Origin of the sequence: Chryseobacterium gallinarum (assembly GCF_001021975.1) — a bacterium.
Taxonomy (GTDB): domain Bacteria; phylum Bacteroidota; class Bacteroidia; order Flavobacteriales; family Weeksellaceae; genus Chryseobacterium; species Chryseobacterium gallinarum.
The window spans coordinates 1792428-1818262 of record NZ_CP009928.1; the positions used below are offsets into that span (position 1 = coordinate 1792428).

A 25835-nucleotide genomic window follows, 5' to 3' on the forward strand; every position below is an offset into this window, starting at 1 on the left:
TAAAAATGCATTGATGATAGTACCAGAAAAAGAAATCCCGGTTCACCACCTTACTTCTGAAGAATTTCAGATGAGCACCTTAGTGGCAGCAGGCCCGGAGAATTTTCACGACGTTCACCGGCACAATTTTTTTGAGATTATCTGGTTCCGGAAAGTGCATGAAAGAAGCTGTCTTGAGCTGGATTTTGAAAGCCATAAGCTTCAGGACAATCAAATCTGCATCATTGCACCGGGGCAGGCATTCAATATGAAAATAGAAGGTGAAGACGGATATGCCATGGCTATAAGCAGGGAGATTTTTACAGAAGTTTGTGATATAGACCGGGTGCTCACAGGAGGAGTGTTGCCCTTTTTTTTACATCCTGAAAATATAAAAACCTGCAGTACGATCCTGTCATTGATTGAGCAGGAATATAAAGCCACGTCAAGGACTGAGCTTTTAAAGGCATATCTGAAAGCGTTCTGCATTATTATCGGAGAACAAATTAACTCTCAGGAGCCTTTACTGAATGACCGTCAACGTATTCAGGAGCTGGTGGGGCTGATTGAAAAACACTATATAGTGCACAAGGAAACAAATTTCTATGCTGAAAAATTAAAGCTAAGTACTCATCATCTTAACGATATTGTGCGTCTTTTGAGAGGGACATCGGTAAAAAAGATGATTAACCATCGGCTTATCCTGGAGGCTAAAAGGGAACTCAGCTTTGGTGCCCTTACTGTAAAAGAGATTGCTTTCAAACTTGGTTTTAACGATGCTTCATATTTTTCAAGATTTTTCAAAAAACATACCGGGCAAACCCCCGACTCTTTTAAGAATAATGAAAAAAGGTGATCTTCAATATTTACAATCAGGATGGGTTTAAATTAACGTATTTTATTTGTTTTTGTATTTAAATCCTCAATTTGTCCTATACTTCCTTCAGTTCTTTTATTGTAAGCTTTTGCTTTTTTAGTCAATTTTGCCGACTTAAAATCGCCTGTGAAGGCTTACATTATTTATGAAGAAGTTAAATATAGTGGTGTTTATTTTAGCACTGCTGAACACGTTGGAATCATTAAGTATAGATCTTTATCTTCCTGCTTTTCCAAGCATGGCCGAAATTTTTAAAACCGACATCGGGCATATTCAGATATCCATTTCGGTTTTCTTTGCCGGATTCGCTTTCGGGCAATTATTATGGGGACCTTTATCGGACAAAAAAGGGCGTAAACCTATGCTGTATTGTGGACTTATACTCTTTATTATAGGAGCAACGGCAATCTATTTTACATCAGATATTTATGTTTTATGGGCAATGCGTTTTCTGCAGGCCTTTGGAGGAAGCGCCGGGATTGTTATCGGGAGGGCTATCATTATTGACCTTTATGACAAGCAGAAGTCAGTCACTATTTTTTCACAACAGTCCCAGATCAGTGGTATTGCTCCTATTGTAGCACCATTACTGGGGAGTGTATTCCTTAAATTCTGGGGATGGAACAGTTCATTTGCCTTTTTATGTATTATGGGGCTGATCACCTTTTTTATGGTCTACAAATATGTCCCGGAGACCAATACCAGAATCAGCCAGCCTGATGTACACAGGAATGAAATAGGATTAAAAGATCAATTGAAGATGATCCTCTCAAACCGGGATTTTATCAACAGTACAATGGTGGGAAGTATTGCTTTTGCCTCCCTGATCATCTATATTTCTAATGCTCCCTTCCTATTTATGGAACTTCATGGGTTCTCAAGTGGAGTTTTCAGTTTTATATTTGCTTTTAATTCGTTAGCATTGATAACGGCAGCTTATATTACTCCAAAACTGATTAAGAGGATTAGTAATTCAAACCTTTTATTTATCGCAACAATCGCTCTTTTGGTAGTTTGTGCCCTGCATATTCTGATTGCTGCTGAACATCTTTCTGTAGCCTTGGAAATAGCGGTATTGTATTTGTCATTACTGGCAATTGGTATTCTATTTCCTATCACCTCCGCTCATGCTTTATCTCCTTTTAAAGAAGGGCGTGGCACTGCAGCGGCATTATTGGGATTTACACAGTTAATTGTTACCTTTTTGATGTCCGGACTGTTAGGCTTATTGGAAGCTAATTCAATCATTCCGATGGTCTTGACACGTACGGGAATGGCTGTGATTGCAGTTTGGTTTGGATATCAGATTTTTAAAAGTCAAAAAGTGGCTACCGGGTCGAAAGTCGTTTTGAAGGATTTTTAATCCTGCTAATTATTCCTGTTGTCATATCATCCGGGCACTTAATCAAGTATTTTTTGCAGAAAACAGGTAAAGGTTTCTCTTTGCATCAAATTTAAAATTATGAAGAGAAGCCTTATGACAGCTTTGTGCTGTCTGTTGCCATTAGGATATTGGGTCAATGCACAATCCGGAATATCTGCTGAGCTGAAAACGGAATATATCCCGGGTTCCAACTACATCCGTCCTGAAGACAGTGTAAAAACAAACTCTAAAAGCGATTTTAAAAGAGTAGATCTTAACCTGAGTATTCCTTTATCGGTAAAGAAAGATAGTAACGGGAAAGTAAAAGCATGGTCAATGCTGCTTAGCGGTTCCTATGCAAGAATGACGCACAGAAATTATGAAACCCGGCTGTTTCCCAATGAAATGCTGAATGCCCAGGTCGGCATACAGCATGTCCGGCCTTTAGGTAAAAAGTGGAGCATGATGATGACAGCCTCTGTAGGGGTATATACCGATATGGAAAAGATCAATTTTGACGATGTACTGGGGCAGGGAGGAATTTTGTTTATCAGGCATTTCAGTCCTAATCTTGCATTGGGAGGAGGCCCGGTCCTCACTACAGCATTTGGGGTTCCCATGATTTTGCCCTGGATTTATTTCGATTGGAAAACAAACGGAAAAATTAAATTTAACATCAATTTTCCTGAAGGAATGGAAGCCGGATATCAATTCACGGATAAGTTTGCCTTAAAGGCTGTTGTAAACCTCAACGGGATGTCGGTAGAAAGAAATAAAGACGGTAAATCTATGTTATTAGGATATCAACAGATTATAGCTGGTTTAAGGCCAGAAATACAACTTAGTGATCGGTTAAGCCTCCGGCTTACGGGAGGAACTACTTTAATACGGAGCTTTAGTGAGAACGACCGGAAAATCAAGAGTATTTTCAGGGATAAGAAAATGGACGACCCTCGTTTTTCCACTACATTTTATGCAGCTGTAGCACTGCGTTGGAATTTATAAGGCTGAAAACTGGAAGAAGGGAGCCGCGAAGTTTCTTCCAGTTATAATTATTGAACGCTGGCAAAACGATTATTTTTACTCAAAGAAGATAAATAGTATTGTTTAAAAACTCCATAACTTCCCTCTTCCCGCCTCCCTTCTTACTTACTGATCAGCTTCTTATACACCACTTGATTGAGCAGTTCCTCTTTCCGGGTTCGGGAAATAGGAAGCTCTGTTTTGTTGATAAATAATCGGCCTCCTGAAATCATATCAATATGGGTGATGTTGATTAAAAATGACTTGTGAATTCTGAAGAAATGTTCGGAAGGTAAGGATTCTTCAATCGCTTTCATAGTCTGATGGATGATCAGGGATTTATCTTTAAAATGAAGTTTCGTATAATTCTGCATGCTTTCTATGTATAAAATGTCCACCCAGGAAACCTTGACAAAGGTATCGGATTGTCTTACATACAGAAAAGGATCATCCAAAGGCGTATTTTTCCTCAGCTTTTCATTGATAATAAACTGTTGCTGGGCTTTATTTACTGCCTGATAAAAACGATTGAAAGCAATAGGCTTTAAAAGATAATCTGCAACCTGAAGGCGAAAGCCTTCCAATGCATATTCAGAATAAGCAGTTGTCAGAATACAAAGGGGAGGGTTTTCAAGTTGTTCTAAAAATTCCAGACCGCTCAGATAAGGCATATTGATGTCCAGAAAAAGAAGGTCTATTTCGTTTTCTTTTACTTTGGCGTCTGCTTCCAACGCAGTGGCACAAGTCCCCTCTACAGATAAGAATTCTACCTGATCAGCAAGTTCTTTCAGGTGAAATCTAGCCAGGGGTTCATCATCGATGATCAGACATTTCATTTTGGGGATATTACTGCTCATTTTCTTCAGACAGTTTTAAGAGTAAAGTTACTTTATATACCAGATTATCAGATTCAATTTTAAGGTCATAAGAATCAGGATATTGTAATTTCAGACGTTTTTTTACATTTTGAAGACCAATTCCTCCGATGCCGTCTTTCTTTTTGTGAACAGCGATTTCCGAGTAAGGATTTTCAACATAAAAGAAGAGATTGTTATTTTCTTCTTTACAAAATATTTTAACATAACCGGTTTGGCCGGGAAGCCTGCAAACATATTTAAAAGCGTTTTCAATAAAAGGGACCAACAATAAGGGAACAATATCGGCTTTTTTATTATGGATTTCCCAGGAGGTCTTTACATGAAGCTCATTCCCCCATCTTAGCTTTTCCACTTCTACCAAATTTTGAAGGTATTCAATTTCTTTATCTAAAGGGACCATAGGCTGGTTACAGTGATAGAGTTGATATCTTAGGATGTCTGAGAATTTCATCAGCAAAAAATCGGCAAGTTGAGTATCTGTTTTCATCAGGATATGAATATGATTCATAATGTTGAAAACCAGATGAGGATTAATCTGATCCTGCAGTAACTTAAGCTGATTTTCCAGGTGAGCCTGCTGAAGAAGGATATGATCTCTTTCTATCCTTCCATGTTCTTTGTAAAATTTAATTCCGCAGGCAGACCCGTTAATCAGAAGTGAGGCAGGTAAAGACATGTAAAATCCTTGCCACAAATAGGGGAGATGATCCCATATATTTTCCGGAAGCTCTTCTTTTGGAGCAGCTTCAAGATAGGTGAAAATAACAGAGAATACCAGACTTAACAGGAAAATGACTATAATTGCCTGAATGAGAAACTGTCTCATTTTTTTTGCCTGTAAAGCTTTGGGCAGCAGTTTATTGGTTAAAAAATGAGTAAAAGTAAAAGAGCAAAACCCAATAATAGAAGCCTGTATCATAGCCAGATATTTTTCTGTAGAGGTTTGAAAATTACACCATAAGACAATGGTAAAAACAAACCAGAACAGAAAGGTAAAAATATGCTCTTTTAAAACAAAAGATTTGGTCATGGGGAGAAACTTGAGTAAATTCATAAAAAAATAGAAACTGTACAGGGACAGTTTCTAATGGTAAAGATAATTTAAGTTTTTTAGAATAGGAAATAGCCAATCCCTAGACTGAAACTGTGCGGTTTGGATTTAAAATCTTTACTGATATTTGACAACCCGGTTTCATACCGCAGATCCACTGTGAAATTCTTATAATCTACTCCCACACCTCCTGTAATTCCGATGTTTGATTTATCAAATTTTATAAACCCTTCCTGGATCGCATGTGAAGTGGATATTTTATTATTAAATGCGTAACTGTAAACTCCGCCGGCAAAAACCCTTACGTTAAATTCGTCGGCTTTTACTACTTTGTATCCTATTACTACAGGAATATCAATAGCATTCCAGGTGAGCTTGGCTGAACTTCCGTCCTTGATATCGTAAGAGGTCTTTCTTTTGTTGAATAAGGCTTCTCCTTGTACATACAGCCTGCCAATATCCATTCTGGTCATTACGCCCGCCTGATAGCCGAAGCCGTATTTCCCTTCCAATAAAGAAGATTCCGTTGAGGTTTTGGTAAAACTGGTTCCGCCCTTTACCCCGATATGAAAAGCGGGAGTCTGCTGAGCTTGAATATCTACCGAACAAGTAATGCATAGTAATAAGGCACTTAATGACAGAAAATGTTGTTTCATAAACTGATAATTGTTAAAAATTTGATGCAAAACAACGGATCAGGAAAGGGAGATGAAATTTTATTTGATGAAAGGTAAGAATACGTTGACAAAACTCTGTTTCCGGCTGAAAATAAAAATCGGAAGTTGTAATAACTTCCGATAAATAAATATTAATAAGGTTCTTCTACACAAATGGTTGGTGGTATACAGGTGTTACCGCCACCACCGGGATTGCCTCCTCCTCCAACAGCAATGCATTGTCCCGGGCTTCCATCATCGTACATCTCACAAGCTTTTCCCCAGGCGCACTGGCAGTCACTTTGGCAATTATAGGAATCTCCTCCCATGTGACAATTATCTCCTATTCCGTTTCCATGAATGGTTTGTAACTCTTGTCTGGTTAGTTTTTTCATTTTTCTCATAGTAATCTGATGTTAAAAATTAATAGTTTTGTTTGTATATCATTGTAAATATAATAAAAAACCAGTTCATTATATTTTTAATCATCTGGATCTTAGAGTGATATGTTTTTGAATTAAAAAAAGTGTAAACGCTCTAAGTTATTTATCTCTCGCTGATTGAACTGATTGTACAGATTTCTCTACAAACATCTGCGTATAACCATATTTCACCTTCTCACTTTTGCAGAATAAAATGATAGATGTCTAAAAAAAATGCTGCCTCATTTTTTGAAGCAGCATTGTATTTATTTTTTAAATGTTAAAACCAAAGGAAGGGATACAGTAGAAGATACCGGTTTTCCGTTGCTTTCTGCGGGTTTCCATTTGCCCTGGTTTTTAATGCGGTAAAAAGCTGCTTCAATAAAGGCATTTATATCTTCGTTATTTCCTTTTACATTGGCATCAAGGGCATTTCCTTTAGAGTCAACCACAAAAGTCATTGTTGCTTTGTAAGAATCCGAAGAAAAATTTAAAAAAGCAAGATCCACTGCTTCATATAAAAGTTTTTGGAAAGAGGTCTTACCTTTATCATATTCAGCTTCTTTAGTGATTTTTGATTTTGTTGGAGGATCTAATGCAATTAGTTTCTTCTCTTCAGCAGAAACTTTATCCAGTGCGTTTTTATACGCTGATATTTTCTCTTCTGTCAAAAGCCACTCCTTCTTAGTTCTTAGATCATTAGGCTTAGGATATTTGTTATATAAAGCCTTTATCTTTCTGTCATAGCGGGAATCTGCCCTCTGAAATTCAGAAACCTGGGCATAGCCGAACACAAAAGTAATAATGAATGCTAATGCTAAGAGCTTTTTAATCATTGTATTAAGCTTTTACGATGTTAATAATAACTTCAGTTGCTTTCTCCATACTTTCTAAAGCAACATATTCGTACGGTCCGTGGAAGTTGATGCCTCCCGCGAAGATATTAGGACATGGAAGGCCCATATAAGATAGTTGTGCCCCATCCGTTCCTCCTCTGATCGCTTTGATCTTAGGCTCAATACCAGCTTCTTTCATCGCTTTGGCTGCAAGGTCTACAATATGCATTTTACCTTCAAACTGCTGTTTCATGTTTCTGTATTGTTCCTTGATTTCTACTTCTGCCGTTCCTTCACCATGCTTTTGATTGAATTCAGCTACTTTTGCTTCAAGGAATTTCTTTCTTGCCTCAAATTTATCAGCGTCATGGTCACGGATGATGTATTGAAGTTTAGCTTCAGAAATATCAGCAGTAATATCCATTAAATGGTAGAATCCTTCAAAACCTTTTGTCGTTGCAGGAGTTTCATTAGCAGGTAGCATCTGGGCAAATTCAGCTGCTAAAAGCGCAGCATTGATCATTTTCCCATAGGCATAACCCGGGTGTACACTTAATCCGTGAATTTTAACTACCGCTCCGGCAGCATTGAAGTTTTCATATTCCAATTCTCCAACTTCTCCGCCATCCATGGTGTAAGCCCACTCAGCCCCGAATTTTGCAACATCAAACTTGTGAGCTCCTCTTCCGATCTCTTCATCCGGAGTAAATCCTACAGCAATTCTGCCATGTTTGATTTCCGGGTGGGCAATAAGATACTCTGCAGCCGTTACAATTTCCGCGCATCCGGCTTTATCGTCAGCACCAAGAAGAGTGGTTCCATCCGTGGTAATCAGGGTCTGGCCGATATATTTTTTTAAGCTTTCAAATTTTGAAGGAGACAAAGTAAATCCTGTAGTCTGATTTAGAAGAAGATCATTTCCGTCATAGTTTTCCCACACCTGTGGTCTTACATTTTCACCACTGAAGTCAGGGGATGTATCATAATGCGAAATAAATCCAATCGTAGGCCTGTCATCATTTTCAAGGTTAGAAGGAACATATCCCATAATATAACCGTTATCATCAATTGAAACATCTTCCAAACCTATTGTCTTCAGTTCTTCAGTAATGTAATTTGCGATGTCCCATTGTCTTGAAGTGGAGGGAGTATTTTCGCTTTCAGCATCACTGGTTGAATATATTTTTACATAACTAAGAAAACGATTCAGTAATTTCTCTTTCCACAATTGATTAAATTCTATTGTACTCATCAGATATCTTAAATTTGAACAAATATACGATGTATATTGTTCAGATTTTATTTTTATGGCATCTTTCTGATAATACGTTTACTTAGAACGAATCAATGAAATGGTGAATAAAACTTTGATTTTAACTTATGGGTTCTTTTTAAAACATAATGCTTTTAATTTTAACCGCAGATTTCACAGATTTGCACAGATGTTTATGTGTAGTTTAATCATACGGATAAAGCAGGTAGCAAAAAAATCTTGATTTTTAAACTTATGTGGACTTCTTAGCGCTATGTTTTTCACTTTAAAAAGCTAAAGTGTTCAAAACTTTTGTGACTTTGTGGTTTAATTTTAACCGTAGATCTCACAGGTTTGCATAGATGTTTACGTGGTAGTTTAATCATGCAGGTAAAGCAGATTGTAATAAAATCTTTGATTTTAACTTGTGTGAACTTCTTAGCGTTATGCTTTTAACTTTAAAAAACTAAAGTGTTCAAAAATTTTTACTGCATTTTGTGGTTTTAACTTTACTATGACTCTCTTATGTTTTATCTTTTTTAAACTGATGTTTAACCCATATTTCGCCAATCGGATAAATTGTTATAACTTGCATGGATTATGATGTCCAAACGCTGCAAATATGCTCTAAAAGCAATGGTAAGGCTGGCAAGAAACTACAATCAGGGGTTTTTGCCCACTGCTGTTATTGCTCAGGATGAAAATATACCCAGAAAGTTTTTGGAACAGATTCTTTTGGAACTGAAAAGGGCAAAGTTGGTCAATAGTAAACAGGGAACAGCTGGAGGGTATTACCTTCTTAAGTCCCCGGATGAGGTCTCATTAGCAGATATTTACCGGATTTTTGAAGGTCCTATCGCTCTGACTCCGTGCGTATCTTTAAATTTTTATGAACCTTGTGACGACTGTGTCGATGAGGCAGTATGTTATCTTAGAAAAGAATTAATTATTGTTCGTGAAAAAACCAGGAAAAGCATGATGGAAGCTACTCTTACATCATTTCTGAAATAAAATCAAAATTTTTTTAATGTTATATTCTACTAATTTGGTAGGATATATAGAATTTTATATATATTTGCATCAGTTAAAATCAATTGCAAATGGAAAATCATCTGAAAATAGAATTCAAAAAACTACTGGAACTGGCTTCAGAAGAGGAGATTAAGGTGGATTTTTTGAAAAAGCTATCAGAATTGTTTCCTGGAGAGGTGATCTTTTCTACCAGTTTCAGTTATGAAGATCAGGTAGTGACTCATTTGATAAAAGACCTTGATATTGATATTTTCACATTGGATACGGGAAGGCTTTTTGAGCAGACGTATGAAACATGGACGGCTTCAAGAGCTTTTTTCAAAAAAAATATCAAGGCCTATTATCCGGATCCGGAAGCTTTACAAATATTTGTATCAGAAAACGGCCCGGATTCATTTTATCAATCAGTAGATCAAAGAAAGGCTTGCTGTAATATCCGTAAAGTTCAGCCTTTAAAACAGGCACTTAAAGGATACAAAGTATGGATCACCGGTTTAAGATCTGAACATTCCGTAGGAAGGAAACAAATGCCTCAGCTGGAATGGGATGCGGATCATCAGATCATCAAATTCCATCCGCTTTTGAACTGGACAACAAAACAGGTAGAAGACTATGTTCAGTCTCATCATCTGCCTTACAACTATCTGCATAAAAAAGGATTTGTAAGTATTGGCTGTGCGCCCTGCACAAGAGCTATAAAAGAAGGAGAAGACTTTAGAGCCGGCCGCTGGTGGTGGGAAGATGCTGATAAAAAAGAATGCGGTTTACATATTCATCAATAAAAATATACTATGTCACTATATCATTTCAATTATTTAGACCAATTAGAATCTGAATCTATTTACATTTTAAGAGAAACTGCAGGGCAGTTTGAGCGTCCTGCACTCTTATTCAGTGGAGGAAAAGACAGTATTGTGCTGGCTCACCTGGCTTCAAAAGCATTTCCTTACGGAAAAATACCTTTCACTTTTGTTCATGTAGATACAGGACATAATTTCCCTGAAGTATTACATTTCAGAGATCAGCTTGTGGCACAAAAAGGAGTAGATCTGGTTGTCCGTAAAGTGGAAGACACAATAAAAGAAAGAAAGCTTACCGAACCTAAAGGTCGTTTTCCAAGCCGTAACTGGTTGCAGACGTTTACTTTACTTGATACTATTGAAGAATTTGAATTTGATGCCTGTATCGGTGGAGCACGTAGAGATGAAGAAAAAGCCAGAGCTAAAGAAAGGATTTTTTCAGTGAGGGACGAATTTGGACAATGGGACCCTAAACTTCAACGCCCTGAGCTATGGAATATTTTCAACGGAAGAATCCATAAAGGTGAAAACGTAAGAGTTTTTCCGATCAGCAACTGGACGGAGCTGGATGTCTGGAATTACATCCGGAGAGAAAATATAGACCTTCCGTCTATTTATTTTTCGCATGAAAGAGAAGTAGTAGACCTTAACGGACAATGGATCGCCAACTCCGAATTTGCTTCTCTGGAAGAAAATGATATTGTAATTACAAAAAAAATACGCTACCGAACCGTAGGAGACATGACTTGTACAGCCGCGGTAGAATCTGAAGCCGCTACAGTAGACAGCGTCATTGAAGAAATACTGGCTACCAGAATTTCCGAAAGAGGAGAGACCAGAATTGACGACAGGGTTACCGAAGCAGCAATGGAAGACCGTAAAAAAGGAGGCTATTTTTAATAACTAATGAACATTCAATATGAGTCATTACTTATAACTAATCATTTATAATCAAAGAACGTGGACATATTAAGATTTATAACAGCAGGAAGTGTGGATGACGGTAAAAGTACCCTCATCGGAAGACTGCTTTACGATAGCAAAAGTATCTTGCAGGATCAGCTGGAAGTACTTGAAAAACACTCTAAAAACAAAAATGAGGACGGAGTAGACCTGGCTCTTCTAACAGACGGATTGCGTGCGGAAAGAGAACAGGGAATTACCATTGATGTTGCCTACAGGTATTTTTCAACGGCCAAAAGAAAGTTTATTATTGCTGATGCGCCGGGACATGTGCAGTATACCCGCAATATGGTCACCGGAGCTTCTAATTCAGATCTGATGGTCATTCTGATTGATGCCAGAAAAGGAGTCATTGAGCAAACGAGAAGACACTCAATCATCGCATCGCTTTTACAATTGAAAAAAGTGGTAGTAGCCATTAATAAAATGGATATGGTGGATTATTCAAAAGAGATTTTTGAAAACATCAAAGCAGAATATTCTCATATTGCAGAAAGTCTTGGCCTGAAGGATGTAACTTATTTTCCAATCTCGGCATTTAACGGAGACAATATTGTTTCTCTATCGTCCAATACAGATTGGTATAAAGGAAAACCCCTCCTTGAATATTTGGAAGAAGTAAATATTGACCAGGAGAAGAATAAAGGAAACCGCTTTCAGGTTCAATATGTGATTCGTCCACAAACTGAAGAACTGCATGATTATAGAGGATATGCCGGACAGGTTTTAAGCGGAAGTTTTCAAAAAGGAGACCAGATTCACATTCTTCCGGCAGGTATTGCTACGAAAATATCTTCCATTGAAATCAATGGAGCCGAAGTAGAGCAAGCTTTTGAAGGGCAGCCTGTCATTATACGTGTAGAAAATGATATTGATATCAGCAGGGGAGATTTCTTTACCACTACGGAAGAGCTTCCTCAGGTAGAAAAAGAGTTGGAAGGATTGTTGTGCTGGGTAGATGAAAAAGCGCTTCAGCCGGGTAATAAATATCTGATACAGCATCACAGCCGGTTATTGAAAGCAGTGGTCAAAGAAATCGATTATAAAATTGATGTCAACACCCTGGAACATGAAGAAGTAAAAGGAGAGGTGAAGCTCAATGAGATTGCAAAAGTCAGAATCAGGACGGCACAGCCGTTGGTGTTTGATGATTTTATCAGCAACAAAACAACCGGATCTGCAATTTTGGTGGATGAAACGTCCAATGCCACTGTTGCAGCCATAATAATTCAGTAAATGCCTGTTTCATTAGATTTTATCGGAAATATTCTTCAAAATAAAAAGCTGGGTTCTCATGGTTTTTTTGATAAAACCAAGATGGAAACTTTTGTGACGGGATTATACAATACGCTGTTTCTTCCACAGCATATTGATACTGAAGAACAGTTGCAGCAGGATTTTGAGAAATTGAATAAAGCGCTTTTTGAACTTATTTTAAGTGGAGTTAATCATGATGAAAGTTGGGCTAAAAAGCAAACAGAAGTTTTTTTTGATGAATTGTCCAACATTTACCATACGCTCATTTTAGATGCCGGATCCATTCTGGAATTTGATCCTGCGACAGAATCTCTGGAAGAAATACTTCTTTCTTATCCCGGTTTTTTTGCAACCTATGTGTACAGGATTTCTCACCAGCTCTGGATGCAGGAAGTGAATACATTGCCGCGTGTTATTTCAGAATATGGCCATAGCAAAACAGGTGTGGATATTCATCCGGGAGCTGAAATCGGAAAACATTTTTTCATCGATCATGGAACCGGTATTGTCATCGGAGAAACAACGGTAATCGGAGATCATGTTAAAATTTATCAGGGAGTTACTCTGGGAGCATTGAATGTTTCCAAAGAATTTGCCAACCAAAAAAGACATCCCAATATTGAAGATAATGTCATCATTTATTCCGGGGCAACTATTTTAGGAGGAAATACTACAGTAGGAAAAGACAGTATTATTGGAGGAAATGTTTGGATCACCCAAAATGTACCGGCTAATTCCCTGGTCTACAACAAAAGCGAAATAAAAATAAAGGATAACGGGCCCCTTCCCGAATCTTTAACATTTGTAATATAAAAAATAACATAAATTGAATAGATATGAAGTTCCAAAACACATTAGAAGCGATCGGAAATACACCGGTAGTCAGAATCAACAAACTTTTCGGAGCCGATCATGAAGTCTGGATTAAACTGGAAAAAAACAATCCCGGAGGAAGTATCAAGGATAGAATTGCTTTGGCGATGATTGAAGATGCAGAATCGAAAGGCCTGTTAAATAAGGATAGTGTCATTATAGAACCTACCAGCGGAAATACAGGAATAGGACTGGCATTGGTAGCTGCCGTAAAAAACTATAAGCTGATTCTGGTGATGCCTGAAAGTATGAGCCTTGAGCGCCGTAAAATTATGGAATCATACGGAGCAGAATTTGTGTTAACACCCAGAGAAAAAGGGATGAAAGGGGCAATTGAAAAAGCAGAAGAACTGTCAAAAGAAACTCCCAATTCATGGATTCCGAGACAATTTGACAACCCGGCTAATGTAAAAGCTCATACAGAAACTACTGCTCAGGAAATTTTGAAAGATTTTCCTGAAGGATTAGATTACGTGATCACAGGAGTAGGAACGGGCGGACATATCACCGGAATCGCAAAAGTTTTGAAAGAAAAACTTCCCAATATTAAAGTAATTGCTGTAGAACCTGAATTATCTCCGGTATTGAGTGGGGGAGTTCCGGCACCACATCCTTTACAAGGTTTGGGAGCAGGATTTGTTCCTTCCATATTAGACACTGATATTCTGGATGGCATCATTAAAGTGGGAAAAGAAGAAGCTTTCACCTATACTCAGAATGCCGCTAAAAAAGAAGGCCTTTTTGTAGGAATTTCTACAGGAGCAGCTCTTGCTGCGGTAGCTCAAAAACTTCCGGAAATTCCTTCCGGCTCTAAAATACTGACGATCAACTACGACACAGGTGAAAGATACCTGTCTGTCGAAGGACTTTTCTAACCCCATTTAATTCCATACCATGATACATCCTCATACACCACAGGTTTACCTGGTGGGTGCAGGGCCTGGTGACCCTGATTTGATTACAATGAAAGCTGTAAAAGCTGTTGCTTCCGCTGATGTTATTTTGTGTGACAGGCTGGTAAGTCCCGAAATTATAGACCGCTATGTCAATAAGGAAACAGAAGTGATATACGTAGGCAAAGAATGTAGTAAAAATGCTTCTACACCACAATCCTTGATCAATACCCTGATGGTAGAATATGCAGAACAGGGAAAAATTGTCGTAAGGCTTAAAGGAGGAGATGTTTCCGTTTTTTCCAATGTCCTTGATGAATTAAAAGCTTTAAAGCAAAATCAGATTTCATATGAAATTATTCCCGGTATTACAGCTGCTTTGGGAGCTGCTGCCTATGCAGGAATGCCTTTAACGGCCAGGGATCATGCGACCTCAGTTCGTTTTCTGACCTACTATAAAAGTGAAATTCTAACTGATGCTTACTGGAAAGAACTGGGCAACTCAGATGATACCCTTGTTTTTTACATGTCTAAAGGAAATCTGAATGCTTTGGTAGAAAAGTTTTTGAAATTCGGAGCAATGAATGGGAAAAAAATAGCAGTTATAGAGCAGGCAACCACGCCTTATCAAAAGGTTTATACATCCTCCCTGGAAGATTTTCAGAAGAATTTAGGGAACAAAACATTTATATCCCCATCTCTGGTTGTTGTTGGCAAAGTGGTTCATCTGCATGAAGAATTCTCCTGGCTATCGGCAGAAACACAGGAAGGGCTGTACTTTAAATCAGTCACTAACGGAAGTCTCTTACCTAATCCACAAAATTTATTTGAATATGCTGTCTGAAAATAAATTAAATGTACTTAAAGAAATATCCAGCAGTTTCTCGAGAGATGAAGCTGTTTGGGCCAGTGGTTTCCTTGCGGGCCTTGCCGGCTTGTCAACAGCGTCTGTTATAGAGCCCTCTCTGTCACACTCTGCACCTGTTTATTCCGTTTCTGTAAAAAAAATTACCCTTGCCTACGGAACTGAAACGGGGAATAGTAAAAAGCTGGCGGTAGAATTAGCGGGAATGATTAAGAAAAAAGGTCTTCAGGTAAAACTGGCTGATTTGTCTCAGTATAAGCCTAAAGACCTTGTCAAAGAAGAATTTTTCTTTGTTATTATCAGTACACAGGGAGAAGGTGAGCCTCCGGTCCTTGTAAAAAAGTTTTATGATCATATCCATGAAAATGATGTTGATCTTAATCACCTTAAGTTTGGTGTTCTTGCACTGGGAGACAGCAGTTATCCCTTGTTCTGCAAGACCGGGGAAGATGTAGATTCCCGTCTCGAAGTCATGGGAGCACAACGTATCATTCCTTTGAAAAAATGTGATGTAGATTATGAGCGGGACGCTGAAAGCTGGGCCGGACATATCCTGGATGTGGTAAACAAAACAGCAGAAAGCAGCAGCAAAAGTGTTTCAGTTCCAAAAGCTTCTACAGGAAGAAAAAAATATCAGGGAAAAATTTCATCCATCATCAACCTTAATGACATAACCTCTGAAAAAAAGACTTATCATATAGAAATAGAAACGGAAGAACCTATTGTCTATACTCCGGGAGCAGCATTAGGAGTGGTTGCCTTTAATCCCAAACCGGTTGTGGATGAAATTATTAGCCTGACAGGAATCAATCCTCAAAAGCAGATTGAGACGGCAAAAATTACAGCGAGTGTAGAGGAATTGTTGCATAAACATCTTAATATAAGTTACCTGCTTAAAACAACCGTTGCCCATTATGCAGAAATTACAGGACACAGTATCCCGGAAGTTCGTTTGGGACTTCTGGATCTGATAAGGATTTATCCTGTGAAAAATGCCGAAGAATTTGAACAGATAATCCCGGTTTTGACAGCGCAGGCCCCTCGTCTGTATTCCATTTCTTCATCTCCTGAGGCTCATGGTGATACTGAGATTCATATTACCGTTGCCCGATCTGAATTTTTTATTGATGACAAAAAGCAGGATGGATTATGTAGTGGCTTTCTGGCAGGATTTAATGAAGGAGAAAATCTGGAATTCTATATTCAGGAAGCAAAACATTTCCGGCTTCCTGGACCTGATAAAGATATGATTATGATTGGACCGGGAACGGGTATTGCACCTTTCAGATCATTCCTATGGGAAAGAGATGCACTGGGTGCCGAGGGTAGAAACTGGTTGTTTTTCGGAGACCGGAATTTTGTTTCAGATTTTCTTTACCAGGCAGAGTTACAGGATTTCCTTAAAACAGGGACTTTAACTCATTTAGATCTGGCATTCTCAAGAGATACTGCTGAAAAAATATACGTGCAGCATAAACTACAGCAGAAAGCTCAGGAAGTATACCATTGGTTGGAAAGTGGAGCCTCCTTATATGTTTGCGGAGCTAAAGATCCAATGAGTAGAGATGTTGAAAATACTCTTTTAGAGATCATTCAAAGTGAAGGGAAGCAAAGCCCGGAAGAAGCCAGACTTTATCTCGAAGATTTGGAACTAAACGGCAGATATCATAAAGATGTGTATTAATCATAATATGAATCTTTGTGTGAAGTAAAGAGTACAATTTTGATTTTTTATCTCGCAGATTTCACAAATCAAGCAGATTCTCATAAAAATCTGCGAAATCACCTTAATCTGCGTGAAAATAAGATAAACGCAAAGATTTTATAGCTAAAAAATCATATTGAATGCACAACCATCATAAAATAAAAACATGACTCAAAAAAATAATCTTTCACCGGTAGAAAGAATCAAAACAGAAAGTAACGGATTAAGAGGAACTTTAAAAGAAAGCCTTTTAGATGACTATACCGGAGCCATCAGAGAAGATGATCAGAATCTCATCAAATTCCACGGAATGTACCAACAGGATGACAGGGACAGACGTGAAGAAAGAATTGCTAAAAAACTGGAATGGCTGTATTCTTTTATGATCAGGCTAAGGCTTCCGGGAGGTTTTCTAACAGGAGATCAGTGGATTGGCCTTCATGACATTGCAGGAGAACATTCCACCGGAGTTATTAAAGTGACTACCCGGCAGACAATCCAGCTGCATGGGATTTTAAAATCTCATATCAGACCTACCATTCAGCAGTTTAACCTGCAGCATCTTGATTCCATTGCCGCATGTGGTGATGTCAACAGAAACGTTACCTGTACGTCGAATCCTTCAGAATCTCCACTGCATCAGCAGGTCTATGAATTGGCGGGAAAAATAAGCGAAATGTGCCTGCCAAAAACAAAGGCGTATTATGACCTTTGGATTGATGATGAATTGGTGGTTGAAAGAAAAGCAGAAGAAGACCCTCTGTATCAGGACAGATATCTGCCGAGAAAACTGAAAATAGGAATTGCCATTCCGCCTAATAACGATGTGGATGTTTTTATCAATGATATTGCCCTTATCGCTGTCATTGAAAATGATGAATTGGTAGGGTACAATATCGCTGCCGGAGGAGGACTTGGGGCTACTCATGGAAATGAAGCGACTTATGCCCGTCTGGCTTCTCTTTTAGGCTTTGTGGATTCGGAAGAAAAAGCCTTGAAAGCGGTTTATGAAATTATTACAGTACAACGCGACTTCGGAAACAGGAGTGACCGAAAATTATCGAGATTAAAATATACGATTGATAAACTGGGTATTGAAGAATATAAAAAAGAAGTTGAAAAAAGAACAGGATTTCAGTTTGAACCTGTCCGTGAATTCACCTTTACCCAAAGGAAAGACCGTTATGGCTGGGTGCAGAATCATGAAGGGAAATGGTTTTATACGGTATTTGTAGAACATGGAAGAATCTTGGATATAGAAGGGTATTCTTTAAAGACAGGATTATTAAAAATCGCTGAAACCGGAAAAACCAATTTCAGATTTACCTGTAACCAGAACCTGATTCTTTCTGATATTACAGAAAATGATAAAGCTGAAATAGAAACGCTTCTTACCGAATATGGAATTGCCCATTATACGGAAAATGCAGGAGCAATGCGTAAAAACTCAGTGGCTTGTGTTGCTTTGAATACCTGCTCCCTGGCTTTAGCGGAAGCTCAGCGTTATCTGCCTGACTTAGTAACAAAAATAGAGCCTGTTCTTGAAAAATATGGACTTCAGAATGATGATATCACCATTCGTATGACCGGATGTCCCAATGGTTGTGGAAGATCACCAAATGCAGAAATCGGGCTGATAGGAACGGCATATGGTAAATATAATCTTCATATTGGTGGTGACAGGCTGGGAATGCGCCTTAACACCAAATACAAAGAAAATTTAGGTGAAGACGAAATTCTAGGAAGTCTTGATGAGCTTTTCAAAATGTATGTGGAAGAAAGGCTTCCTGAGGAAACATTGGGTGACTTCTCGCATCGCTATTTGAGCTTGGAGAAGGCGTAAAGTTTTCCTTTAAAATAAAATCCAACCACAAAAACAAAAGATTATGACGTGTAGGTGAGTTTAAGTGACTACTTACTAACTCTTTTTAAGATCACTAAAGTTTTTGAAAATCTTTGATTTTCATCTTACGTGAACTTCTTAAGCAGTCTTTATTAAACTTACTCAAGTGATCTAAAGTGTTTAAAAACAAAAACTTTTGCGCCTTTTGTTGTTAATTATTTGATTAACAGTGTTTTAATAAACAAACAGAACCGAAAATATTAATATATGATTACAACTCTTCATCGAAGACAGAAAATTAAAAATCAATCTCTGCCTGTTTTAGAGAAACGAATGTGTATGTGTTGTCTTTTAATGACCACATAATCATTTTGTTAACTCTAAAACACACACCTCCATGAAACATAAATCCCATGAATACCTCCAAAAGAAAATATATTTTGTCCTATTTACATTTTTACTAACAGGTCTTACGCAGGCACAGCAGCTTATTGAAGTAACCGGAACCATTAAAAATACAGATTCTCATAAAGGAATTGCCGGAGCTCAGATCAAAGCTGAAAATACTGAAGATATGGCGACTACAGACCCTGAAGGGAATTTTAATTTAAGAACCCGGGTGAAAATTCCTTTCAGGGTTGTGATCGAAAAAGAAGGCTTTACCACCCGGACTTTTGAAATCCTTTCATTATCCAACAAAATCGCGATAGAATTAAATCCTCAGAATACCATCATCAATGAAGTGGTTATCTCAGCCTCCCGTGTTCCTGAAAAAGTGTTGAGGTCTCCGGTTGCCATTGAAAAAATTGATATTAAAACCATCCGTGAAAGTCCTGCAGCGTCATTTTATGAAACATTAGAGAATGTCAAAGGATTACAGCTTTTAACGTCAAGTCTTACTTTAAAAGTTCCCAACTCAAGAGGATTCAACTCTCCGAATAACTTCCGGTTTATGCAGCTGGTAGATGGGGTGGATGTACAGTCAGCAACATTGGGTGTTCCATTGGGTAATGCCATTGGTCCTACAGAACTTGATATTCAATCCATGGAAATCACTCCGGGAGCAGCATCAGCTCTTTACGGAATGAATGCTGTGAACGGCTTGGCCAGCCTTCAGACTAAAGATCCTTTTACCTCTGAAGGGATAAGCCTTTATTTCAAAGGAGGCGTGAACCATGTAGATCATATCAGTCATACAACAGCCCCTTTGGGTGAAAGTGCGATAAGGATAGCTAAAGTATTGAATAAAAACTGGGCCGTAAAAGTTAATGCATCTTACCTCAGTGGAGTAGACTGGGTTTCAGATAATCACACCGATCAGAATCCTAACTCATTAGTTACCGCCAACCCTCAGTTTGCTCTTGCCAACAATCCCGCTGAAGACCTTTGGAATAAATATGGAGACGAAAGAAACAACCGTACAACGGTAAAAGTAAATTATAACGGAAAACCAACCACTTTCAACGTATCGAGGACGGGATATTATGAAAAAGACCTTGTAAGTCCTGAAGTAAAGAATATTAAGTTTGATGCAGGATTGTATTACCGCTTTGGAGACCAATGGAAGGCTTCCTATGTTTATCGCTATGGATTGCTGGACGGAACTTTCCAGAGAGGAAACAAAATCCGTCTTCAAAACGCAACCGTCCAGAATCATAAAGTGGAACTTACGGGGAAAGAGCTTACATTCAGAGCGTATATGTCGATTGAAAATACAGGTGATTCTTATAACCTTAAACCCTTAGCCGATAATCTTGATCTGACGAATCTTTCCAATACCAATTGGAAAAATATCTTTCAAAATACCCTACAAGACAGGCTTAATGCAGGGGTCACTCTGAATGATGCCATGATACTGGCTCGTCAGGCGGCAGATAAAAACCGTGTTGTTCCCGGAACAACCGCTTTTGAACAATTGAAAAACACCATCATCGGAATTAATAATTGGGACTCCGCCAATGCGGGAATTGCAGGTGCTCCCGCAACCGGAGGGGCTAAACTTGAACAGAAATCTCACTTCTATCAGGGAGAAATTACTTATGACTTTACAAGGCTGGTAAAGGTATTTAGCTTGTTAGCGGGAGCAGATTACCGTTTGTACAGCATTACTCCGGATGGGAATAATTTTGTTGACTTTACAAGACCTGTCAACGAGAGAAATATTCCTCTGGCAGATGGTACATTCGGGAAAAATGTAATCTACCAGAAATATGGGGCATTTATTCAGCTTACCAAGCTTTTCTTTGAAGATCAATTAAAAATAAACTTTGCCTTAAGGGCAGACAGAAATCCGGAGTTTGAAACAAAGCTTAATCCAAGGGTAAGTGTCGTTTATTCTCCTGTGAAACAACATAACTTCCGGGTTTCTTTTCAAAACGGATATCGTTTCCCTTCATTATTTGAAGCATTATCTTTTGTAAACAACGGGAATGTTAGAAGAGTAGGAGGCCTTGAAAAAGCGAATGAAGGCTTAGGGTATCTTGAGAACTCTTATACCTTAGCTTCTATCGATCAGTTTACTTCTGCTGTTAATAAAGAAGCAGATGCCGGAGGAAACCAAAACCAGGCAGCATTAAAGAACAGAAACCTTTTGGTTGCAGCAAACTTACAAAAGCTACAGCCTGAAAAAGTAAATTCTTTTGAAGTAGGTTACAAATCATCATTGTTCAATGGAAAGCTGGTCATTGACTGGGATTTTTATTACAACATGTATGAAGGTTTTCTAGGACAGGTAGAAGTAGCGGTTCCCAAAAACGGAAAGATAGGAAGCGATAATGCTGTTTTGGATATGCTGGATCGAAGCAAACAAGATCGATATAGAGTATATACCAATAGTACAAGTGTTTATAAAAGTTTAGGAACTTCTTTGGGCGTTCGCTACAATGTGGTAAAAAATTATAATATCAATGCAAATGTATCTTATAACGACTTAGTATCTTCCAATACTTCCGATCTTTTTATAACGGCTTTCAATACCCCAAAATGGGCTGTGAATGTAAGTATAGGAAACAGGGAAATTGTAAAGAATATCGGATTTACGCTGACAGCAAGATGGCAAAATAAGTTTCAGTGGGAAAGCCCTTTGGCTTCAGGAGAAATTCCGGCTTATTATACCATTGATGCACAAGCAACCTGGCGAATTCCTGAAATCAATGCAAATGTAAAAATCGGAGCAACGAATTTGCTGAACCGTCGTTACTTTCAATATGCTGCCGGGCCTGAAATTGGAGAATTATATTATCTGGCAGTTACTTATGACTTAAAACTTTCGGTAAGATGAGCAATACGTTATATCCCATTTTTTTAAAACTCGAAGAATTATCTCTGTTGATTATTGGTGGAGGTAATATCGCTTTGGAAAAGCTTCAGTCGGTTCTTACCAATGCTCCGGAAACTAAGATTAAATTGGTAGGTAAAGAAATTAATGATGAAATTAAAACCTTGCCCCAACAGTTTCCTAATCTGGAACTTCACGAAAGGCCATATGCAGACCAAGATTTTGAAAATACAGATCTCGTGATTGCAGCAGTGAATGATATTGAACTGGCAGAACAGATCCGAAAAGAAGCCCATCAGAATAATCTGCTTGTGAATATCGCAGACAAGCCCGGATTGTGTGATTTTTACTTAGGATCTATTGTCCGAAAAGGAAATCTTAAAATTGCAATTTCCACGAATGGTAAATCTCCCACGATTGCCAAGAGACTGCGGGAGATGCTAACAGAAACCATCCCTGATGAAGATATGAATGGGTTGCTTGATAATATGCAGAGTATCAGAAACCGGCTGCAAGGAAACCTTGATGAAAAAGTTAAGACACTGAATAAACTGACAACGCAGTACCTGGAAGAAAAAGACAATCCGGACCATAGAACAAAACTGGAAATGGAAAAGCTGATCAGCATTACCAAAAACGCACAAAGGCGGGCAAATATCTATTTGGGAATCATAGGAGTTATCATTCTTGTGGCTGTTTTGGCATTGATTATCTATCAATTTAATCTGTCGGGAGACCTTCAGGTTTTTCTTAGCAAGGATGGGTATATATTTTACTGGATGTTACTGGCAGGGTTTCTGGCCGAAATTGTTGCCGGATCTATGGGAATGGGGTATGGTGTCATATGTACAACGATACTAATGTTACTCAATGTACCACCTCCTGTCATCAGTGCAAGTATTCACTCCGCTGAATCATTTACTTCTGCAGCCGGAAGTATCAGTCATTTTAAAATAGGGAATGTCAACAAAAAAATGGTGTTGGTTTTATTTCCTGTGGCAGCTTTAGGTGCATTTATCGGTGCTTTTGCATTATCGCATTTCGGGGAATATTATGCTCATATTGTAAAACCTGTAATCGCCTGTTATACTTTGTATTTAGGAATCAACATTCTTAGAAATGCTTTTAAGAAAAAAGGGAAAACGGAGAATTCTTCCAGACGTCATAAAAGAACAAACCTTAGAGTTTTGGGTTTGGTTGGCGGGTTTATTGATTCCTTTGCAGGCGGAGGATGGGGGCCATTGGTAACCGGAACTCTGATTAAAGAAGGAAGAACTCCCAGATATGTCGTAGGAAGTTCAACAATGGCTAAATTTTTATTGACAGTAGTCAGTGCCATCACTTTTATTTTCACCATCGGAATCCATCACTGGAATATTGTATTGGGACTTCTTTTGGGTGGAGTGTTTACCGCTCCTTTTTCGGCAATGCTTACTTCCCGCCTTCCCGCTAAAAAAATGTTTGTGGTAGTAGGAGTAGTAGTTATCGTGATGAGCCTTATATCCATCATGAAAGCTTTACTATAAATATTTTTAGATCAAATAGTCAGGTAAAAATGCTTCATTAGGCTTTCTGAGTTACTTCTGTGGATATGAATATTGATGATTGAAATTTTAAATCAGATATAAAGTATTGAAAATCAAAATAATGATAGATTTGTATGTGCCGGATACCAAATTATTTAGTTTTATTATATTTGAGAAAATCAAAAAGTAAAAATGTTTCTTACCGAATGTCCTAGAGATGCCATGCAGGGGTGGGGAGAGTTCATCCCTACCAATAAAAAAATAGATTATATCAACTCTTTAATGGATGTTGGTTTTGATGTATTGGACTGTCTGAGTTTTGTTTCTCCAAAAGCAATCCCTCAGATGGCTGACTCTGATGAGGTGGCAGAAAATATTGATAAATCCCGCTCCAAGACGAAAGTTTCTGCGATTATCGGAAATTATAGAGGAGCAGAAAAAGCTTTGAAGCACCAGTCGGTGGATATTCTTGGATTTCCTTTTTCTATTTCTGAAACTTTTCAGTATAGAAATACCAACAAAAGCCAGGAAGAAGCTTTTGATGAAATTATAAGAATGCTTGATCTGGTAAAAAGTGAAGGAAAACAACTGAACATCTACTTTTCCATGGCTTTTGGAAACCCTTACGGTGAAATGTGGAAATGGGAAGATGTAGACCAGTGGGCACAGCGATTTTCAGAAATCGGGGTGAAAGATATCTTGCTTTCGGATACAACAGGAGTGGCAACTCCGGAAACCATTGCTCTTTTATTTGAAAAAATCCCATCCAAATATCCTGCAATCAATTTTGGTGGACATTTTCACAACCGTTACGAAGATTCTTATTCCAAATTGAAAGCAGCTTATGATAAAGGTTGCAGAAGATTTGACAGCGCGATTAAAGGAATTGGAGGATGCCCGATGGCCAAGGACGATCTTGTAGGAAATATGCCTACAGAACAGGTTATTAACTTTATGAGCGTTGAAAAGGTAGATCATAAACTAAACCTGCTCAACTTTGAAAGCTCTTATAATAAAGCAAAAGATATTTTTCATTTTTAAAATGGATTGAAATAAAAATATCAATAGGAGCGGGCTTTAGCCCGCTTTGCTCTATATGAAAACCATGGCTTTAGCCAAAACCTAATTAATGCAAACCCAAAAAATCTACAAAATGTCTCCAATCATTTCACCATCCGAATTAAAGATACTCTCTTCAGAAAGCCTGATCATTCTTGACGCAAGAACGGGAAAAGATATTCGTCAAAATTACCTTGAAAAGCATATCAAAGGAGCCAGATTCATCGATTTGGATAAAGATCTTGCAGAGATAGGAGACGACGCAGCCTTTGGAGGAAGACACCCACTTCCGAGTATAGAAAGGTTTGCAGAAACGCTTTCAAACCTGGGTATATCAGAAGGGGCTCGTATTGTGGTTTATGATGATAAAAATGGATCAAATGCTGCGGCAAGAGCCTGGTGGATGTTGAAAGCTTTTGGATTTGAAAAGGTGCAGGTTCTCGATGGAGGAATGCAGGCTGCAGAAAAAAACGGAATTCCATTTTCATCAGGAGAGGAAATTTTTGACAAGGCTTCACTGATTACAAAAGAAAGTTGGTCTCTTCCGACTTCAACCCTGGAAGATGTTGAAAATGAATTACAAAAGGATTCTTCAACCGTTATTGATGTAAGAGATGCCTATCGATACAGAGGAGAATCCGAACCTATTGACCTGGTTGCCGGGCATATTCCGGGAGCTATTAATATTCCTTTTTCAGAAAATCTGGATGAGAACGGATTATTCCTAAGTCCTGAAATGCTAAGGAAAAAATACAACCAATTACTGGAAAATAAACCTGAAAATCTGATTATTCATTGTGGTTCAGGAGTAACGGCATGTCATACCATTTTAGCCCTAACGTATGCAGGATTTGATATCCCAAATCTTTATGTAGGTTCATGGAGCGAATGGAGCAGAAGAGAAGGAAAAGAAATTGCAAAATAATATTTGAAGGAAGCAAGATGATGGAAGAGGGAAGTTCTTAGCGGTTACAAAAGAATTGAATCTATGTGGTTAATATAGTTTCTGCCAAATAATTGTTAGAAATTATATCGAACAACACTAATTTCCTGCCTCCCTCTTCCAGCTTCTGGCCTATTATAGCATTCCCAATTCAAATTTTGCCTCTTCACTCATCATATCCTTATTCCAGCTTGGTTCAAAGGTAAGTTCGAGGTCAACACTTTTTACATGTTCTACTTCTCCTACTTTATCTTTTACTTCTTGTGGAAGTGTTTCCGCTACCGGACAATTGGGAGTGGTAAGGGTCATTATAATTTTTACATCGGCATCATCGGAGATCTGTACATCATAAATCAGCCCTAGTTCGTAGATATCTACCGGAATTTCGGGGTCATATACGGTTTTTAGAACGCTGATGATTTCCTCACCAATGTCAGCAATTTGATCGTCTGTAAATTTCAT

The 25835-nt window shown here is 38.2% G+C and carries 23 protein-coding genes; 16 read left to right on the forward strand and 7 right to left on the reverse strand.

From position 1 onward, the window contains the following. Positions 1 to 13: 13 nt before the first annotated feature. The 3 genes from OK18_RS08080 (at position 14) to OK18_RS08090 (ending at position 3224) form a co-directional block, all read left to right on the forward strand. Positions 14 to 835: a helix-turn-helix domain-containing protein gene (locus OK18_RS08080; RefSeq protein ID WP_053327682.1), complete on the forward strand. Its 822-nt coding sequence runs from the start codon at positions 14 to 16 to the stop codon at positions 833 to 835. 166 nt (positions 836 to 1001) lie between these two features. Next, positions 1002 to 2219 carry a multidrug effflux MFS transporter gene (locus tag OK18_RS08085; RefSeq protein ID WP_053327683.1) on the forward strand — a complete coding sequence of 406 codons (1218 nt, stop codon included), beginning with the start codon at positions 1002 to 1004 and terminating at the stop codon, positions 2217 to 2219. A 99-nt stretch (positions 2220 to 2318) separates the two neighbouring features. Next, the gene (locus tag OK18_RS08090) at positions 2319 to 3224 is read left to right on the forward strand and encodes a DUF6268 family outer membrane beta-barrel protein (protein WP_053327684.1); all 906 of its coding nucleotides are present in this window, start codon (positions 2319 to 2321) and stop codon (positions 3222 to 3224) included. Between the two features lie 140 nt (positions 3225 to 3364). Here OK18_RS08090 and OK18_RS08095 read toward each other — a convergent pair whose 3' ends face one another. The 6 genes from OK18_RS08095 to pepT form a co-directional block, all read right to left on the reverse strand. Beyond that, positions 3365 to 4099, reverse strand: coding sequence for a LytR/AlgR family response regulator transcription factor (locus tag OK18_RS08095; protein WP_050021714.1), 735 nt, complete (start codon positions 4097 to 4099; stop codon positions 3365 to 3367). Beyond that, positions 4089 to 5150, reverse strand: a complete 1062-nt coding sequence (locus tag OK18_RS08100; protein ID WP_053327685.1) for a sensor histidine kinase — start codon at positions 5148 to 5150, stop codon at positions 4089 to 4091. Before OK18_RS08100 ends, OK18_RS08095 begins: the two co-directional genes overlap by 11 nt. 80 nt (positions 5151 to 5230) lie before the next feature. Further along, entirely contained in the window at positions 5231 to 5827 is a 597-nt protein-coding gene (locus OK18_RS08105) for a porin family protein (RefSeq protein WP_050021712.1), read from the reverse strand. A gap of 152 nt (positions 5828 to 5979) precedes the next feature. Then, complete coding sequence (locus OK18_RS08110) at positions 5980 to 6222, reverse strand: hypothetical protein (RefSeq protein ID WP_128572432.1); 243 nt, start codon at positions 6220 to 6222, stop codon at positions 5980 to 5982. A gap of 293 nt (positions 6223 to 6515) precedes the next feature. Continuing rightward, a complete protein-coding gene (locus tag OK18_RS08115) occupies positions 6516 to 7085 on the reverse strand; it encodes an energy transducer TonB (protein ID WP_053327686.1) in 570 nt (189 codons plus the stop codon). A 4-nt stretch (positions 7086 to 7089) separates the two neighbouring features. Beyond that, positions 7090 to 8337: a peptidase T gene (gene pepT, locus OK18_RS08120; RefSeq protein WP_050021709.1), complete on the reverse strand. Its 1248-nt coding sequence runs from the start codon at positions 8335 to 8337 to the stop codon at positions 7090 to 7092. Between the two features lie 600 nt (positions 8338 to 8937). Between pepT and OK18_RS08125 the strand changes: the two genes are divergently transcribed. The 13 genes from OK18_RS08125 (at position 8938) to OK18_RS08185 (ending at position 25355) form a co-directional block, all read left to right on the forward strand. Beyond that, complete coding sequence (locus OK18_RS08125; RefSeq protein ID WP_082129165.1) at positions 8938 to 9348, forward strand: RrF2 family transcriptional regulator; 411 nt, start codon at positions 8938 to 8940, stop codon at positions 9346 to 9348. Positions 9349 to 9437: 89 nt separating this feature from the next. Next, positions 9438 to 10151, forward strand: coding sequence for a phosphoadenylyl-sulfate reductase (locus OK18_RS08130; protein WP_053327687.1), 714 nt, complete (start codon positions 9438 to 9440; stop codon positions 10149 to 10151). Between the two features lie 9 nt (positions 10152 to 10160). Next, on the forward strand, positions 10161 to 11069 hold the full coding sequence (cysD, locus tag OK18_RS08135) for a sulfate adenylyltransferase subunit CysD (RefSeq protein ID WP_050021708.1): 909 nt from the start codon (positions 10161 to 10163) through the stop codon (positions 11067 to 11069). A gap of 60 nt (positions 11070 to 11129) precedes the next feature. Further along, positions 11130 to 12368, forward strand: a complete 1239-nt coding sequence (locus tag OK18_RS08140) for a sulfate adenylyltransferase subunit 1 (protein WP_053327688.1) — start codon at positions 11130 to 11132, stop codon at positions 12366 to 12368. Then, positions 12369 to 13202 carry a serine O-acetyltransferase EpsC gene (epsC, locus tag OK18_RS08145; protein WP_053327689.1) on the forward strand — a complete coding sequence of 278 codons (834 nt, stop codon included), beginning with the start codon at positions 12369 to 12371 and terminating at the stop codon, positions 13200 to 13202. 23 nt (positions 13203 to 13225) lie between these two features. Then, positions 13226 to 14137, forward strand: a complete 912-nt coding sequence (gene cysK / locus OK18_RS08150; protein ID WP_050021705.1) for a cysteine synthase A — start codon at positions 13226 to 13228, stop codon at positions 14135 to 14137. 19 nt (positions 14138 to 14156) lie between these two features. Further along, the gene (gene cobA, locus OK18_RS08155) at positions 14157 to 14999 is read left to right on the forward strand and encodes a uroporphyrinogen-III C-methyltransferase (RefSeq protein ID WP_053327690.1); all 843 of its coding nucleotides are present in this window, start codon (positions 14157 to 14159) and stop codon (positions 14997 to 14999) included. Continuing rightward, complete coding sequence (locus OK18_RS08160; RefSeq protein ID WP_053327691.1) at positions 14989 to 16704, forward strand: diflavin oxidoreductase; 1716 nt, start codon at positions 14989 to 14991, stop codon at positions 16702 to 16704. The genes cobA and OK18_RS08160 overlap by 11 nt, the downstream gene beginning before the upstream one ends. A 187-nt stretch (positions 16705 to 16891) precedes the next feature. Beyond that, positions 16892 to 18568 (forward strand): assimilatory sulfite reductase (NADPH) hemoprotein subunit, encoded by a 1677-nt coding sequence (cysI, locus tag OK18_RS08165; RefSeq protein ID WP_053327692.1) that lies wholly within the window; start codon positions 16892 to 16894, stop codon positions 18566 to 18568. A gap of 397 nt (positions 18569 to 18965) precedes the next feature. Continuing rightward, positions 18966 to 21848: a TonB-dependent receptor gene (locus OK18_RS08170; protein WP_053327693.1), complete on the forward strand. Its 2883-nt coding sequence runs from the start codon at positions 18966 to 18968 to the stop codon at positions 21846 to 21848. Next, positions 21845 to 23371, forward strand: a complete 1527-nt coding sequence (locus tag OK18_RS08175) for a TSUP family transporter (RefSeq protein WP_053327694.1) — start codon at positions 21845 to 21847, stop codon at positions 23369 to 23371. The genes OK18_RS08170 and OK18_RS08175 overlap by 4 nt, the downstream gene beginning before the upstream one ends. Positions 23372 to 23563: 192 nt before the next feature. Continuing rightward, positions 23564 to 24412: a hydroxymethylglutaryl-CoA lyase gene (locus OK18_RS08180; protein ID WP_053327695.1), complete on the forward strand. Its 849-nt coding sequence runs from the start codon at positions 23564 to 23566 to the stop codon at positions 24410 to 24412. Between the two features lie 88 nt (positions 24413 to 24500). Then, positions 24501 to 25355 (forward strand): sulfurtransferase, encoded by an 855-nt coding sequence (locus OK18_RS08185; protein ID WP_228377710.1) that lies wholly within the window; start codon positions 24501 to 24503, stop codon positions 25353 to 25355. Between the two features lie 153 nt (positions 25356 to 25508). On the opposite strand, the gene OK18_RS08190 is transcribed toward OK18_RS08185, so the two are convergent. Further along, positions 25509 to 25835, reverse strand: coding sequence for an SUF system Fe-S cluster assembly protein (locus OK18_RS08190; RefSeq protein ID WP_050021700.1), 327 nt, complete (start codon positions 25833 to 25835; stop codon positions 25509 to 25511).

Coding starts and splice junctions, on each gene's coding strand:
- OK18_RS08080 (WP_053327682.1), top strand. CDS start 14: ATGATAGTACCAGAAAAAGAAATCCCGGTTCACCACCTTACTTCTGAA.
- OK18_RS08085 (WP_053327683.1), top strand. CDS start 1,002: ATGAAGAAGTTAAATATAGTGGTGTTTATTTTAGCACTGCTGAACACG.
- OK18_RS08090 (WP_053327684.1), top strand. CDS start 2,319: ATGAAGAGAAGCCTTATGACAGCTTTGTGCTGTCTGTTGCCATTAGGA.
- OK18_RS08095 (WP_050021714.1), bottom strand. CDS start 4,099: ATGAGCAGTAATATCCCCAAAATGAAATGTCTGATCATCGATGATGAA.
- OK18_RS08100 (WP_053327685.1), bottom strand. CDS start 5,150: ATGACCAAATCTTTTGTTTTAAAAGAGCATATTTTTACCTTTCTGTTC.
- OK18_RS08105 (WP_050021712.1), bottom strand. CDS start 5,827: ATGAAACAACATTTTCTGTCATTAAGTGCCTTATTACTATGCATTACT.
- OK18_RS08110 (WP_128572432.1), bottom strand. CDS start 6,222: ATGAAAAAACTAACCAGACAAGAGTTACAAACCATTCATGGAAACGGA.
- OK18_RS08115 (WP_053327686.1), bottom strand. CDS start 7,085: ATGATTAAAAAGCTCTTAGCATTAGCATTCATTATTACTTTTGTGTTC.
- pepT (WP_050021709.1), bottom strand. CDS start 8,337: ATGAGTACAATAGAATTTAATCAATTGTGGAAAGAGAAATTACTGAAT.
- OK18_RS08125 (WP_082129165.1), top strand. CDS start 8,938: ATGATGTCCAAACGCTGCAAATATGCTCTAAAAGCAATGGTAAGGCTG.
- OK18_RS08130 (WP_053327687.1), top strand. CDS start 9,438: ATGGAAAATCATCTGAAAATAGAATTCAAAAAACTACTGGAACTGGCT.
- cysD (WP_050021708.1), top strand. CDS start 10,161: ATGTCACTATATCATTTCAATTATTTAGACCAATTAGAATCTGAATCT.
- epsC (WP_053327689.1), top strand. CDS start 12,369: ATGCCTGTTTCATTAGATTTTATCGGAAATATTCTTCAAAATAAAAAG.
- cysK (WP_050021705.1), top strand. CDS start 13,226: ATGAAGTTCCAAAACACATTAGAAGCGATCGGAAATACACCGGTAGTC.
- cobA (WP_053327690.1), top strand. CDS start 14,157: ATGATACATCCTCATACACCACAGGTTTACCTGGTGGGTGCAGGGCCT.
- OK18_RS08160 (WP_053327691.1), top strand. CDS start 14,989: ATGCTGTCTGAAAATAAATTAAATGTACTTAAAGAAATATCCAGCAGT.
- cysI (WP_053327692.1), top strand. CDS start 16,892: ATGACTCAAAAAAATAATCTTTCACCGGTAGAAAGAATCAAAACAGAA.
- OK18_RS08170 (WP_053327693.1), top strand. CDS start 18,966: ATGAAACATAAATCCCATGAATACCTCCAAAAGAAAATATATTTTGTC.
- OK18_RS08175 (WP_053327694.1), top strand. CDS start 21,845: ATGAGCAATACGTTATATCCCATTTTTTTAAAACTCGAAGAATTATCT.
- OK18_RS08180 (WP_053327695.1), top strand. CDS start 23,564: ATGTTTCTTACCGAATGTCCTAGAGATGCCATGCAGGGGTGGGGAGAG.
- OK18_RS08185 (WP_228377710.1), top strand. CDS start 24,501: ATGCAAACCCAAAAAATCTACAAAATGTCTCCAATCATTTCACCATCC.
- OK18_RS08190 (WP_050021700.1), bottom strand. CDS start 25,835: ATGAAATTTACAGACGATCAAATTGCTGACATTGGTGAGGAAATCATC.